A 12,505-nucleotide genomic window follows, 5' to 3' on the forward strand; every position below is an offset into this window, starting at 1 on the left:
CAGGAACCGGTTGTCGGGAATGGCAGGCCCTCGCGGTTGGGCGGGAAGATTCGGCGCCGTCACGGCGACGGCATGCTCAGCGTAGTGGCCCGGCCGCATTCCCGCCGTCCCGCGGCTTAGCAACTTCCGTCTCACCAGTCACAGCGCGGCTCCCCCGAATCGGTCCCGCGATCGCCTAGTCTGCACAAGCAATGAACTTCCTACGCCCCGCATCGTGCCTGGCAGCGGCCGTTTTCCTGGTCGCCGCCCCGGTGACGCTGGCCGCCCCCGCGGCGCTGCCGGTCGGACGGGCCGAGCCCGGCGCCGCCGAGCCCAACGCCGCGCCCGCGAACTGCCCGTTCAGGGTGAACACGCCGCCCGCGGTGGATTCGTCGGAGGTTCCCCAGGCCGGCGACCCGCCGATCCCGCTGGCGGTGCCCGCCAAGCCGGTCGGCGGCGAGGCGCTGGGCGGATGCGGCATCGTCACCGCCCCCGACACACCGCCGCTGCCCACCGACGTCTCCGCCGACGCATGGCTGGTGGCCGACCTGGACAGCGGCGCGGTGATCGCCGCCAAGGACCCGCACGGCCGCCACCGCCCCGCCAGCATCATCAAGGTCTTGGTCGCGATGGCGTCCATCAACGCGCTCAACCTGAACAAGTCGGTGCCCGGCACCGCCGAGGACGCGGCCGCCGAGGGCACCAAGGTCGGCGTCGAAGAGGGCGGGGTGTTCACCGTCAACCAGCTGCTGCACGGCCTGCTGATGCACTCCGGCAACGACGCCGCGCACGCGCTGGCCATGCAACTCGGCGGGATGCAGCAGGCGGTGGAGAAGATCAACGTGCTGGCCGCCAAGCTCGGCGGCAAGGACACCCGGGTGGCGACGCCGTCCGGGCTGGACGGGCCGGGCATGAGCACGTCGGCCTACGACATCGGCCTGTTCTATCGGTACGCCTGGCAGAACCCGACCTTCGCCGACATCGTCGCCACGCGGACGTTCGACTTCCCCGGCCACGGCGACCACCCCGGCTACGAGCTGGAGAACGACAACCAGCTGCTCTACAAATATCCGGGCGCCCTGGGCGGCAAGACCGGTTACACCGACGACGCCGGCCAGACGTTCGTCGGCGCGGCCAACCACAACGGCCGGCGCCTGATGGCGGTGCTGCTGCACGGGACCCGGCAGCCGATCGCCCCCTGGGAGCAGGCGGCGCACCTGCTGGACTACGGATTCAGCACGCCGCAGGGCACCCAGGTCGGCAACCTGATCGAACCCGACCCGTCGCTGGCGCCCGCCAAACGCGACAGCGCCGCCGACCGGCAGGCCAACGGCGCCCAGGCCGCGGGCCTGCTCCCGGCGGCGGACGCGCTGCCGATCAGGGTGGGCGTCGCCGTCATCGGGGCCATCGTGGTGTTCAGTTTGATCATGGTCGCGCGCTCGATGAACCGCCGACCGCAGCACTGAACCACGGCGCGGTGCCGCGCCCGCATAACGATTGACTGAAACCCAGGATGCATTTGTCCGTCGGCGGTAGCGTCTACGTCGCCAACGCACGAGGCATGAGACTGCTACGCACGCCGAAGATTGGGAGATCGAGCGACAACATTGCGACACGGGGGCAAAGCACGAGGGTAAAAGATGACTTCGGTTACCAGGGTCGCGAAGCGAATGTGGTTGCTGCTGGCCGTCATCATCATCGGCAGTGTCGCGGGGCTCGGTATTTATCGTCTCCACAGCATGTTCGGCGTTCACGGACACCCCGTTGTCAGGGTCAAGGCCGATCTCGATGATCCCTTGTTCGACCCGAAGCGGGTGACCTATGAGGTCTTCGGCCCCGCGGCGACCGCACGGATCGCCTATTTGGATCCCGACGCGCGCGTGCAACGCCTGGAAAACATTCCGCTGCCCTGGTCGGAGACGGTAACGACGACCCTGACGTCGGTCACCGTCAACCTGCTGGCGCAAAGCAACGGCAGCGAGATCGGCTGCCGCATCAGGGTGAACGACGCAACCAAGGACGAGAGGTCCGAGACGGGACCGAAAGCCCTGACGTTCTGCCAAGTGAACGCCGGATGAGCGAAACCGCCGCCACACCGGCCTCTGGCCCACCGTTCTTGCCACAAATGATCCGCCGGTTTGCGGTGCCGATCGTCCTGTTATGGATCGGGATCACCGCCGTTCTCAACGTCGCGATCCCGCAGTTGGAAGTGGTCGGCAAAGCGCACTCGGTTTCGATGAGTCCCGCGGGCGGCGCCTCGATTCAAGCGCTGAGACGCATCGGCAAGGTGTTCGGGGAGACCGGCTCCGACAACGCGGCCACGATAGTGCTGGAAAACGACAAACCACTCGGCGATGACGCTCACCGGTTCTATAAGGAACTGTTGCAACGACTTTCGGCTGATACCAACCACGTCGCGCACATTCAGGACTTCTGGAGCGATCCGCTGACCGCGGGGGGATCGCAAAGCCCCGACGACAGGGCCGCGTACGCCGTGGTCTACCTCGCCGGCAAAAGCGAAACGGCGGCGTACAACTCGGTGTACGCCGTGCGGCATATCGTGGACACCACGCCGAAACCGCGCGGGCTCAAGGCATATGTGACCGGCTCGACGGCGCTGATCGCCGACCAATCCGAGGCCGGCGACAAAAGCATCGCAAGGGTCACGCTGATCACCGGGGCCGTGATCGCGGTGATGTTGCTCTTCATCTACCGCTCGGTCGTCACCATGCTCCTTGTCCTCGTCACGGTCGGCATCGAGCTGGGGGCAATCCGGGGAGTCGTCAGTTTTCTGGCCGACCACAACGTCTTCGGCCTTTCGACGTTCGCGGTCAATTTGCTCACGCTGTTGGCCATCGCCGCCAGCACCGACTACGCGATCTTCATGCTGGGCCGTTACCACGAGGCCCGCTACGCGGGTAGGGACCGGGAAAGCGCGTTCTTCGCAATGTTTCACGGGACCGCCCACGTGATTCTGGGCTCCGGATTGACCATTGCCGCCGCCATGTACTGCCTCAGCTTTGCCCGACTGCCGTACTTCAAGTCGCTCGGCCCGCCCTGCGCGGTCGGCATGGTGGTCGCGGTCCTCGCCGCGCTCACCCTTGGACCGGCGGTGCTGACCGTCGGCAGCTTCTTCAAGTTCTTCGAGCCCAGGCGGAGGATGGCCACCCGGCGGTGGCGCCGGGTGGGGACCGCAATCGTCCGCTGGCCCGGCCCGGTGCTCGCGGCGACGTGCGCGGTGGCGTCCATCGGACTGCTGGCGTTGCCGAGTTATAGGACGACTTACGATCTACGCAAATTCGTGCCGGCCGGCATGCCGGCGGTCGTCGGCGATACGGCCGCGGGCCGTCACTTCTCGCAGGCGTTGCTGAACCCCGATGTGCTGTTGATCGAGACCGATCACGACATGCGCACGCCGGTTGACATGCTGGTCCTGGACAAGATCGCCAAAGCCATTTTTCACACGCCTGGAATCGCACAGGTAAAAGCGATCACCCGCCCGCTGGGAACGTCCATCAAGCACACTTCGATTCCATTTATCATCAGCATGCAAGGCGTCTCGAACGCCGAAAACATGGGATTCATGAAAGACCGCTTGGACGACATGCTCGTGCAGGTCCAGGCCATGGATGTGTCCATCGCAACGATGAAGCACATGTATGACCTGATGGGTCAAATCGTCGACAATACCGTCGACATGGACCACCTCACGCATGACATGTCGAATACCACGGACACCATAAGGGATCACCTTGCGGATTTATCGGATTTCCTTCGACCCATCGGCAGCTATTTCTATTGGGAAAAACATTGCTTCGACATTCCGGCCTGCTGGGCGATAAGGTCGGTATTCGACACCTTCGACAATGTCGATCAGCTGAGCGCGAAATTAGAGGGTCTGGTCAAGGATTTGGATGTCCTCACCCGGCTCCTGCCGGAGATGCGCGCACAAATGCTGCCGATGATCTCGACGATGACCATCATGCGCGACATGCTGGTCGTCTGGCACGGCACGCTCGTGTCCTTCTACAAAGAACAGGACATGAACAGCAAGGATCCCGGCGCGATGGGCCGGGTCTTTGACGCCGCTCAAGTCGACGATTCGTTCTATCTGCCGCAGTCGGCGTTCGACAACCCGGATTTCCAGCGCGGTCTGAAAATGTTCTTGTCCCCCGATGGCAGAGCGGCCCGCTTCATCATTGCCCTGGACGGTGACCCGTCGACGCCGCAGGGCATCTCGCGCGTCGAGCCGATCCAGCAGGCGGCGAGGGAGGCCATAAAGGGGACTCCACTGCAGGGCGCTGCGATCTCCATGGGCGGTATCGCTTCGACGTATCGGGATATCGAGGAGGGCGCCTTTTACGATCTGCTCATTGTCGGAGTGGCGGCCATCAGTCTCATTCTCATCATCATGATGATTGTCACCCGAAGCCTGATCGCCGCCGCGGTCATCGTCGGGACGGTGCTGCTTTCCCTGGGCTCCTCCTTCGGCCTGTCCGTGCTCCTGTGGCAAGACATTCTCGGCATCGATTTGTATTGGCTGGTGCTGGCAATGTCGGTGATCCTGCTCTTGGCGGTGGGATCGGATTACAACCTACTGCTGATCTCTCGACTCAAAGAGGAAATAGGCGCCGGTTTGAATACGGGAATCATCCGCGCGATGGCCGGCACGGGAGGCGTGGTGACGGCTGCCGGCATGGTGTTCGCCGTGACGATGTCTCTGTTCGTGTTCAGCGACTTGCGGATCATCGGCCAGATCGGCACCACCATCGCCCTGGGACTGCTTTTCGACACCATGATCGTGCGCTCGTTCATGACGCCGTCCATTGCCGCGTTGCTCGGACGCTGGTTCTGGTGGCCGCAGCGGGTGCGCCCGCGCCCGGCCAGTCAAATGCTCAGGCCCTCCGGGCCCCGCCGGTTGGTGCGTGCCCTGCTGCTGACGCCCGCGGAGAAGTCGCCAGCGCTCGATCGACACCCTTGAGGCGTCACCGAGTACGCCCCCGCGCCGGCGACAACGACCGCTCGCGGTGTCCCCGGGGCGCGCCCAATGACGCGAGGGCGGCGGCGACGGACAGAATCAGCACGATGACAACCGGCCAGATCATGGTGTGCTTCTGGGCAATTCCGCCGAGCACGCCGCCCAGCACCGTGGACGCAACGGCAACGAGTGTCGAGGAGAATCCGATCAGTGTCCCGCGGTGTTCTTCGGCGGCGACGACGCTGATCCACGAGATCCCGGCGGCCACAACTGCCGCGGTGGCTATCGTCGCCAGCAAGAACACCGTGCCGTACGCCCATACGTGAGACCACAGGTCGCACGACTCGGCCGCGATGCACAGTGCGGCGGCGAAGGCGCTGAGCAGGGCGCTGCCCACCAGCATGCCGCGCACTCCGAACAAGCCGTACACCTTCCCCCACAGCGGCGAACCCAGAACGAATCCGATGCTGGACACAATCACCAGCACGTGCAGACCGCCACCCTGATGGGCGGTGCGCAACGCATAAAACGTGGTGCCCATGCTGACCGGCGCGAACAACAGCGATGTGATCACGTACCGGCGAAACCATGGCTCCGACCGGGCAACCGCGAAACCCTGCCGGTAGGTGTCTCGCATAGACATTCGCGTGCGGACCGAAATGGAGCGCACCGGGCCGATGAACAGCGCCGCGACCCCGGAGGCGGCCAGTCCGGCAGCGCCGAGCCACAGCAGGTCACGGTGATACGCCAGCTTGCTGCCGTGTTCCAGCACAGGCACGAGAAGCAGCGCGACCACGGTGGCCATCACCGACCCGATGGCACCCTTGACCAGCAGCAGCTCGCCCCGCCGTGCCGCGGATAGCCGGCTGGAAATCAGGTCGAGGTAGGCGACCCGAGAGACCGCGACGACGACGCCGCCGCCCGCGGACACCAGCACGAACACCAACGCGGCGAAAACGCCGGTCCAGGGCACCACCGCATCACACACGATCAGTGCGGCCGAGATCGCCGCCGACAGCGCCAGCAGCAGGTGCTGCATTTCGCCGGCGCGCTGCAGGGCCGCCGGCGACATCGAGTGTCCTGCGATCGAGCCAATGCTGTACGCGGGGAACAGCATCGCGGCAGCCCAGGTGAGACCGTGGTGCGCGGCGATGAACGGCAACACCACCGCACCGTTGCTCAGCTGCATCGCGGCGGTGTGAATGGTGCCCTGCGAAAGAAGGCGCCAGAACGGGTTCGTCTGTGCCGAGACGCCGTGCGCCAACGATGTGCGCATGGCTGGTGACGGTACCGGCCGCTGAGCTGGAAGAACCGTGTTTCGATCGGATACGTTCGGCGAAGGTGCCAACCGCCGGATCCCGGGGGCCCGAAGCCCGGCCCTAGGCGGCCTGCAGGCAGGACGATGGCGACATCGCTGAGACGGACCGGTCCGAACGTGCAAGACGACGACGGATTGCGCGCCGCGCCTCCGGCGCAGGTGCGCCGAGCGCCGCGACGGCGGCGGCGACGGTCAGCGTCAGCAGGATGACGTCGGGCCAGACCGTGCCGCGCATCTGCGCGAGTGCGCCGAGGGCGGCCCCCAACACCGCGGACGCAACATTGAACAGCGCCGAGGCGAAACCTATCAGCGTCCCGCGGTGCTGTTCGGCGGCGACCACGCTGATCCACGAGATCGCCGAGGCGAAGATGGCCTGGCCGGCCACTGTCGCCAGGAAGAACGCCGTGCCGTACGCCCACGTGTTTGACCACTGGCCGCTGGACTCGGCCAGGGTGCACAGCACGACGGCGGCGACGCTGAGCAGGCCGCTGCCCAGGAGCATGCCGCGCACCCCGAACACGCGGTACACCTTGCGCCACAGCGTCGAACCGAGAACCAGGCCGATGCTGGAAAGGATGATCAGCACGTGCAAGCTGCCGCGGTGGTGGGCTGCGCGCAGGGTGTAGAAGAAGGTGCCGAGGTTGACCGGAGCGAACAGCAGGTACGTGATCACATAGCGACGGAACCACGGCTGGGTCCGGGCGACCGCTAACCCCTGCCGGTAGGTGTCTCGCACCGACATGCGCGCGGTGATCGACGTGCCCTGCATCGGCCCGACGAACAGCGCCGCGATGCCGGACGCGGCCAGTCCCGCGGCGCCCAGCCAGAGCAGGTCGCGGCGGAACGCCATCTGGTCGCCGTGGGCCAGCATCGGCACTACCAGCAGCGTGACGACGGTGGCCAGCACTGACCCGATGGCCCCTTGGGCCAGCAGCAGTTCGCCGCGCCGCGCTGCCGATAGCTTGTTGGAGACCAGGTCGGGGTAGGCGACGCAGGAAACCCCGACGACGATTCCGGCGCCCACGCAGGTCAACAGGAACACGGCGGCGGTCAACGTGCCCGTCCAGGGAATCAGCGCGTCGAGCAAGACCAGGGCGGCCGCGGTTGCCCCGATCACCGCCATCAGCAGGTGGCGCATGCGGCCTGAGCGCTGCAGGACCGCCGGCGCCATCGAGTTCCCCGCGATCGCGCCCATGCCGTACGCCGGGAAGATCAACCCGGCCGCCCAGCTGATGCCCTGGTGCGCGCAGATGATCGGCAACACCACGGCGCAATTGCTCAGTTGCATCCCCGCCGTGTAGAGCGAGCCCTGGGAGAGCAGTCGCCCGAAGACGTTGGTCTGTGCCGAGGCGGTGGGCACCAGCGTGAGGGTCATGAAGGGAATTTATGGGCGCTGAGCAGCCGGAAGTATCCCCCGATCGGGCGGAGTGGGGGGAATTGCGTGTCCTCCGATCGGGGGACACGGCGCCGGGGCGCGACACTAGACTCACCCAGATGACTGACGCCCGCCGGGGCCTGCTGGTCGGGCTGACCGCTGCGAGCATCGGCATCATCTACGGCTACGACCTGTCCATCATCGCCGGCGCGCAGCTCTACGCCACCGAGGACTTCGGCCTGTCCACGCGGCAACAGGAACTGCTGACGACGATGGTGGTGCTCGGCCAGATCGCCGGGGCGCTCGGTGCGGGCGTGCTGGCCAACGCGATCGGGCGCAAGAGGTCGGTGGTGCTGCTCCTGGTCGCCTACGCCGCGTTCGCCCTGCTGGGCGCGCTCTCGGTCTCGTTGCCGATGCTGTTGACGGCCCGGTTCCTGCTGGGCCTGACCCTCGGCGTGGCGGTGGTGGTGGTCCCGGTGTACGTGGCGGAGTCGGCCCCGACGGCGGTGCGCGGCTCGCTGTTGACCGCCTACCAGCTGGCCATCGTCAGCGGACTCATCGTGGGCTACCTGACCGGATATCTGCTGGCCGGCACCCACAGCTGGCGGTGGATGCTGGGGCTGGCCACCGTGCCGGCAATGCTGTTGCTGCCGTTGCTGCTTCGGGCGCCGGATACGGCGCGGTGGTACGTGTTCAAGGGCCGGCTCGACGACGCCCGGCGGGCGCTGCTGCGGGTGGAGCCCACCGCCCGGGTCGACGAGGAGCTCGCCGAGATCGGCCGCGCGCTCGGCGAAGGCCGGGGCGGCTGGTCGGAGATGCTGCGCCCGCCGTATTCGCGGGCCACCGCCTTCGTGGTCACGCTCGGCTTTCTGATCCAGATCACCGGCATCAACGCGATCATCTACTACAGCCCAAGGATTTTCGCGGCCATGGGCTTCACCGGCAATTTCGCGTTGCTGGCGCTGCCCGCCCTGGTCCAGGTCGCCGGGCTGGCGGCCGTGGGCGCGTCGCTCCTGCTCGTCGACCGGCTGGGACGGCGCCCGATCCTGCTGTCCGGCATCGCGATGATGATCGCCGCCGACGTCGTGCTGATGGCCGTGTTCGGCAGCGGCGTCGGGGGCGCATTCCTCGGCTTCGCCGGCATACTGCTGTTCATCGTCGGCTACACCATGGGGTTCGGCTCGCTGGGCTGGGTGTACGCCAGCGAGAGCTTCCCGTCCCGGCTGCGGTCCATCGGGTCGAGCACCATGCTCACCTCGAACCTGGTGGCCAACGCGATCATCGCCGCCGTGTTTCTCACCATGCTGCATTCCCTCGGCGGCGCGGGGACTTTCGCGGTGTTCGCGTTTCTCGCGGTGATCGCGTTCGGCGTCGTCTACCGGTATGCGCCGGAAACCAAGGGCCGCCAGCTGGAGGAGATCCGGCACTTCTGGGAGAACGGCGGCCGATGGTAGTCATCGCCGCGGGCGCCATGGTGCTCGACGGGCAGGTCGCCCGGCCGGGCTGGCTGGAGACCGACGGCGAGCGGATCCTGGCCTGTGGCGCGGGCGCCCCGCCCCGCGCGGCCGACGCGGACTTCGGTGATCACACCGTGGTGCCCGGCTTCGTCGACATGCACGTGCACGGCGGCGGCGGGGCGTCCTACACCGACGGTCCCACCGACAGCGGGGGCATTGCCGGGGCGGCGGATTTCCACCTGCGGCACGGCACCACGACCACGCTCGCCAGCCTGGTGACCGCCTCGCCGGCGGAGTTGCTCTCCGGGGTGCGCGCGCTCGCCGAAGCCACCCGGCACGGCACCGTCGCCGGCATCCACCTGGAGGGGCCGTGGCTGAGCCGGGCCCGCTGCGGGGCGCACGACCCCGCCCAGTTGCGCGACCCGGACCCGGCCGAGATCGACGCCGTACTCGACGCCGGCGCCGGCGCGATCCGGATGGTCACGCTGGCCCCCGAGCTGCCCGGGGCCGAGGCGGCGATCCGGCAGCTCGTCGACGCCGGAGTCGTTGTGGCCGTGGGACATACGGACGCCGGCTACGAGCAGACCGAGCGGGCCATCGCGCTGGGCGCCACGGTCGGCACCCACCTGTTCAACGCGATGCCGCCGCTGCACCATCGCGACCCGGGGCCGGCGCTCGCCCTGCTGCGGCATCCGGGGGTCACCGTGGAACTGATCGCCGACGGCGTGCACGTGCACCCGGCCGTCGTGCACGCGGTGATCGGGGCCGCCGGGCCCCACCGGGTCGCGGTGATCACCGACGCCACCGCCGCGGCGGGCCGCGGCGACGGCACGTTTCGCCTCGGCGCGGTGACCGTCGACGTCGTGTCCGGTGTGGCACGGGTGCGCGGGACGTCGACGATCGCGGGCAGCACCGCCACCATGGACCAGATCTTTCGCACCGTGCACGCCGGTGCGGGGCTGGCCGTCGCGGCGCAGACCACCTCGGCGACGCCGGCGCGGGTGCTCGGCCTCGAGCGGGTGGGCAGCCTGCGCGCCGGCTATGAGGCCAACCTCGTTGTGCTGGATGGGGATCTGCGGGTGGCCGCGGTGATGACGGCCGGCCGTTGGCGGCTGGGCGGCTAGCGCAGCCACCGGGTGACACGGGAAAGCGCCAGCGCCCCAACGGCTCCCATCGCCATCGCGGTCAGCGTCTGGCGCGTGCTGATGCCCTCGTCCGCTTGCACGCGCGGGGCGATGATCACCGGCGCGGGCGGGGCGACGTGGCGGGCCCGCGGGTGACCGGATGCCGTCGCCGCCCACGCCGTGCAGAAGAGCACGAGATACGCGGTGATGTAAGCGAACACCATCAGGCCCAGTACCGGGCCGAAGGTGGCGCCCGCGGGGCTGCGCAGCACCACCCGCAGATAGATCGAGCCCACCTGTTTGAACGCTTCGAATCCGACCGCCGCCATCAGCGCGCCCCGGGCCGAGTCGGCCACGCTGACCTTCTCGCGTGGCAGCCGGGCGATCATCCAGGCGAACAGCAACCACGACACCGCCGTCGAGACGACGATCGACAGCACGGCGAAGAGCCAGTCGAGCACCAGAAGCTGCGGTATGCCAAGCCATTTCAGCAGTGCGGACATCGGCGCCTGATGGCTTAGGGTGGTCAGGCCGATGGTGGCCACGGTCACCGCGAACGTCCCCAGCATGGCCAACAGATCGGAGATCTTGTTGTGCACGAAGCCCGGCGACTCGATGGAGTCGTCCCACCACATCTGGGTCAACGCCTGGCGCAGATGCGATATCCAGCCCAGGCCGGCCCACACTGCCGTGGCCAGGCCGATGACGCCCACCGACGCCCGCGCGTCGATCGCCGAGTTCATCAGGTCCAGCAGCTGATCCCCCAGGGCGCCGGTCACCTGGGACCGGATGTGGTCGTCGATCGTTCTCAGCAGCTCCGGCCGCCGGACCAGGATGAACCCGAAGACCGCGAAACCGACCATCAGCAAGGGGAATAGCGCAAAGATCGTGTAATAGGTGAGCCCGGCCGCGAAGAAGCCGCCGTTGCGATCGTCGAAACGCCGGTAGGCGCGGATGGCGTGGTCGAGCCAGCCGTACCGGGCCCGCAGCCGATCGAGGACGCCCGCCTTCGCCGGCTCGCTCATGGTGAATTCATCCTCGCTGCGGAAGGAACCCTAGGCGATCGTAGACCCGCCGAACGGTTTTGCCGGCGACATCCTCGGCCCGCTGCGCTCCGGCCGCGAGCACCGACTCCAATTCGGCCGGGTCGGCCAGCAATTCGTCGACGCGGGCCTTGATCGGGCCGACGAACGCGACGACCGCCTCGGCGGTTTCCTTCTTCAGGTCGCCGTAACCCCGTCCGGCGTAGCCTTCGACGAGCTTGTCGATGCCGACGCCGGTGACCGCCGACTGGATGGTCAGCAGATTCGACACACCCGGCTTGGCGTCGGCGTCGAAACGGATTTCGCGTTCGCTGTCGGTGACCGCCGAGCGGATCTTCTTGGCCGACGCGGCGGGCTCGTCGAGCAGGTTGATCAACCCGGCGTCGGTGGCCGCGGATTTGCTCATCTTCGACGTGGGGTCCTGCAGGTCGTAGATCTTGGCGGTGACCTTCGGGATGAGCAGGTCGGGAACCACGAACGTGTCGGGGAACCGGCTGTTGAACCGCTGCGCCACGTCGCGCGCGAGCTCGAGGTGCTGGCGCTGGTCCTCGCCCACCGGCACCAGCTCGGCGTCGTAGGCCAGGACGTCGGCGGCCTGCAGCACCGGATAGGTGAACAGGCCCACGGTGGTCGAGTCGCCGCCCTGGCGGGCGGACTTGTCCTTGAACTGCGTCATCCGCGAGGCCTGCCCGAAGCCGGTGAAGCAGCCCAGCACCCAGGCGAGTTGGGAGTGCGCGGGCACGTGGCTCTGCACGAAGATCGTGCTGCGGGCGGGGTCGACGCCCAGCGCCAGGTATTGGGCGGCCGTGACCAGGGTCCGGCGGCGCAGCGCCTCGGGGTCCTGCGGGATGGTGATGGCGTGCAGGTCGACCACGCAGAAGAAGGGGTCGTGATCGTCCTGCAGCGCGACCCACTGGGTGATGGCACCCAACGCGTTCCCCAGGTGGAGCGAGTCGGAGGTGGGCTGCACGCCGGAGAAAATCCGGCGGGATCCGGTAGCGGTGCTCATGATGCACCGATCTTTTCACGCGGTTCTTTCCGGTAACCCGCCGAGTGTGCGGCCAGCTGCACAGTCGCCGCCGAGTGCGCGGCCAGCTGCACACTCGCGAGCGGCCGGCCGCGCGCCCGCGCCGCACCTCGCTTGCGGTACCGGCGGTACCGCCTTTAATGTCGGCGGTATGGGGAGCAAGAGGACCAACAGCAACACGGGGACGCGGCCACCGATCCACCT

Annotated in this window: 9 protein-coding genes; 5 read left to right on the forward strand and 4 right to left on the reverse strand. The window is 67.6% G+C overall.

The features are described from left to right. The first annotated feature begins 191 nt into the window (after window positions 1–191). The 3 genes from U8D42_RS16815 (at window position 192) to U8D42_RS16825 (ending at window position 4,960) form a co-directional block, all read left to right on the forward strand. On the forward strand, window positions 192–1,445 hold the full coding sequence (locus U8D42_RS16815) for a D-alanyl-D-alanine carboxypeptidase family protein (protein WP_085241738.1): 1,254 nt from the start codon (window positions 192–194) through the stop codon (window positions 1,443–1,445). A gap of 174 nt (window positions 1,446–1,619) precedes the next feature. After that, window positions 1,620–2,057, forward strand: coding sequence for an MmpS family transport accessory protein (locus U8D42_RS16820; protein WP_085241739.1), 438 nt, complete (start codon window positions 1,620–1,622; stop codon window positions 2,055–2,057). Further along, window positions 2,054–4,960: an RND family transporter gene (locus U8D42_RS16825; RefSeq protein WP_322859603.1), complete on the forward strand. Its 2,907-nt coding sequence runs from the start codon at window positions 2,054–2,056 to the stop codon at window positions 4,958–4,960. The genes U8D42_RS16820 and U8D42_RS16825 overlap by 4 nt, the downstream gene beginning before the upstream one ends. Before the next feature lie 4 nt (window positions 4,961–4,964). Here the strand turns inward: U8D42_RS16825 and U8D42_RS16830 are convergent, their stop codons facing one another. After that, a complete protein-coding gene (locus U8D42_RS16830) occupies window positions 4,965–6,233 on the reverse strand; it encodes an MFS transporter (RefSeq protein ID WP_322859602.1) in 1,269 nt (422 codons plus the stop codon). Between the two features lie 103 nt (window positions 6,234–6,336). Next, window positions 6,337–7,650 carry an MFS transporter gene (locus U8D42_RS16835; RefSeq protein WP_322859601.1) on the reverse strand — a complete coding sequence of 438 codons (1,314 nt, stop codon included), beginning with the start codon at window positions 7,648–7,650 and terminating at the stop codon, window positions 6,337–6,339. Between the two features lie 119 nt (window positions 7,651–7,769). Between U8D42_RS16835 and U8D42_RS16840 the strand changes: the two genes are divergently transcribed. Together U8D42_RS16840 and nagA are read left to right on the forward strand one after the other, a co-directional pair. Then, window positions 7,770–9,104, forward strand: a complete 1,335-nt coding sequence (locus U8D42_RS16840) for a sugar porter family MFS transporter (protein WP_322859600.1) — start codon at window positions 7,770–7,772, stop codon at window positions 9,102–9,104. After that, the gene (gene nagA / locus U8D42_RS16845; RefSeq protein ID WP_322859599.1) at window positions 9,098–10,231 is read left to right on the forward strand and encodes an N-acetylglucosamine-6-phosphate deacetylase; all 1,134 of its coding nucleotides are present in this window, start codon (window positions 9,098–9,100) and stop codon (window positions 10,229–10,231) included. Before U8D42_RS16840 ends, nagA begins: the two co-directional genes overlap by 7 nt. Here nagA and yhjD read toward each other — a convergent pair. Together yhjD and trpS are read right to left on the reverse strand one after the other, a co-directional pair. Further along, entirely contained in the window at window positions 10,228–11,256 is a 1,029-nt protein-coding gene (yhjD, locus tag U8D42_RS16850) for an inner membrane protein YhjD (protein ID WP_322859598.1), read from the reverse strand. The genes nagA and yhjD overlap by 4 nt on opposite strands. A gap of 7 nt (window positions 11,257–11,263) precedes the next feature. Next, on the reverse strand, window positions 11,264–12,283 hold the full coding sequence (gene trpS / locus U8D42_RS16855; RefSeq protein ID WP_322859597.1) for a tryptophan--tRNA ligase: 1,020 nt from the start codon (window positions 12,281–12,283) through the stop codon (window positions 11,264–11,266). Window positions 12,284–12,505: the final 222 nt, after the last annotated feature.

This window comes from Mycobacterium europaeum (assembly GCF_034555895.2).
GTDB lineage: Bacteria > Actinomycetota > Actinomycetes > Mycobacteriales > Mycobacteriaceae > Mycobacterium > Mycobacterium europaeum.

Excerpts from the sequence above, each read along its gene's own strand:
- U8D42_RS16815 (WP_085241738.1), top strand. The coding sequence starts at position 192 with ATGAACTTCCTACGCCCCGCATCGTGCCTGGCAGCGGCCGTTTTCCTG.
- U8D42_RS16820 (WP_085241739.1), top strand. The coding sequence starts at position 1,620 with ATGACTTCGGTTACCAGGGTCGCGAAGCGAATGTGGTTGCTGCTGGCC.
- U8D42_RS16825 (WP_322859603.1), top strand. The coding sequence starts at position 2,054 with ATGAGCGAAACCGCCGCCACACCGGCCTCTGGCCCACCGTTCTTGCCA.
- U8D42_RS16830 (WP_322859602.1), bottom strand. The coding sequence starts at position 6,233 with ATGCGCACATCGTTGGCGCACGGCGTCTCGGCACAGACGAACCCGTTC.
- U8D42_RS16835 (WP_322859601.1), bottom strand. The coding sequence starts at position 7,650 with ATGACCCTCACGCTGGTGCCCACCGCCTCGGCACAGACCAACGTCTTC.
- U8D42_RS16840 (WP_322859600.1), top strand. The coding sequence starts at position 7,770 with ATGACTGACGCCCGCCGGGGCCTGCTGGTCGGGCTGACCGCTGCGAGC.
- nagA (WP_322859599.1), top strand. The coding sequence starts at position 9,098 with ATGGTAGTCATCGCCGCGGGCGCCATGGTGCTCGACGGGCAGGTCGCC.
- yhjD (WP_322859598.1), bottom strand. The coding sequence starts at position 11,256 with ATGAGCGAGCCGGCGAAGGCGGGCGTCCTCGATCGGCTGCGGGCCCGG.
- trpS (WP_322859597.1), bottom strand. The coding sequence starts at position 12,283 with ATGAGCACCGCTACCGGATCCCGCCGGATTTTCTCCGGCGTGCAGCCC.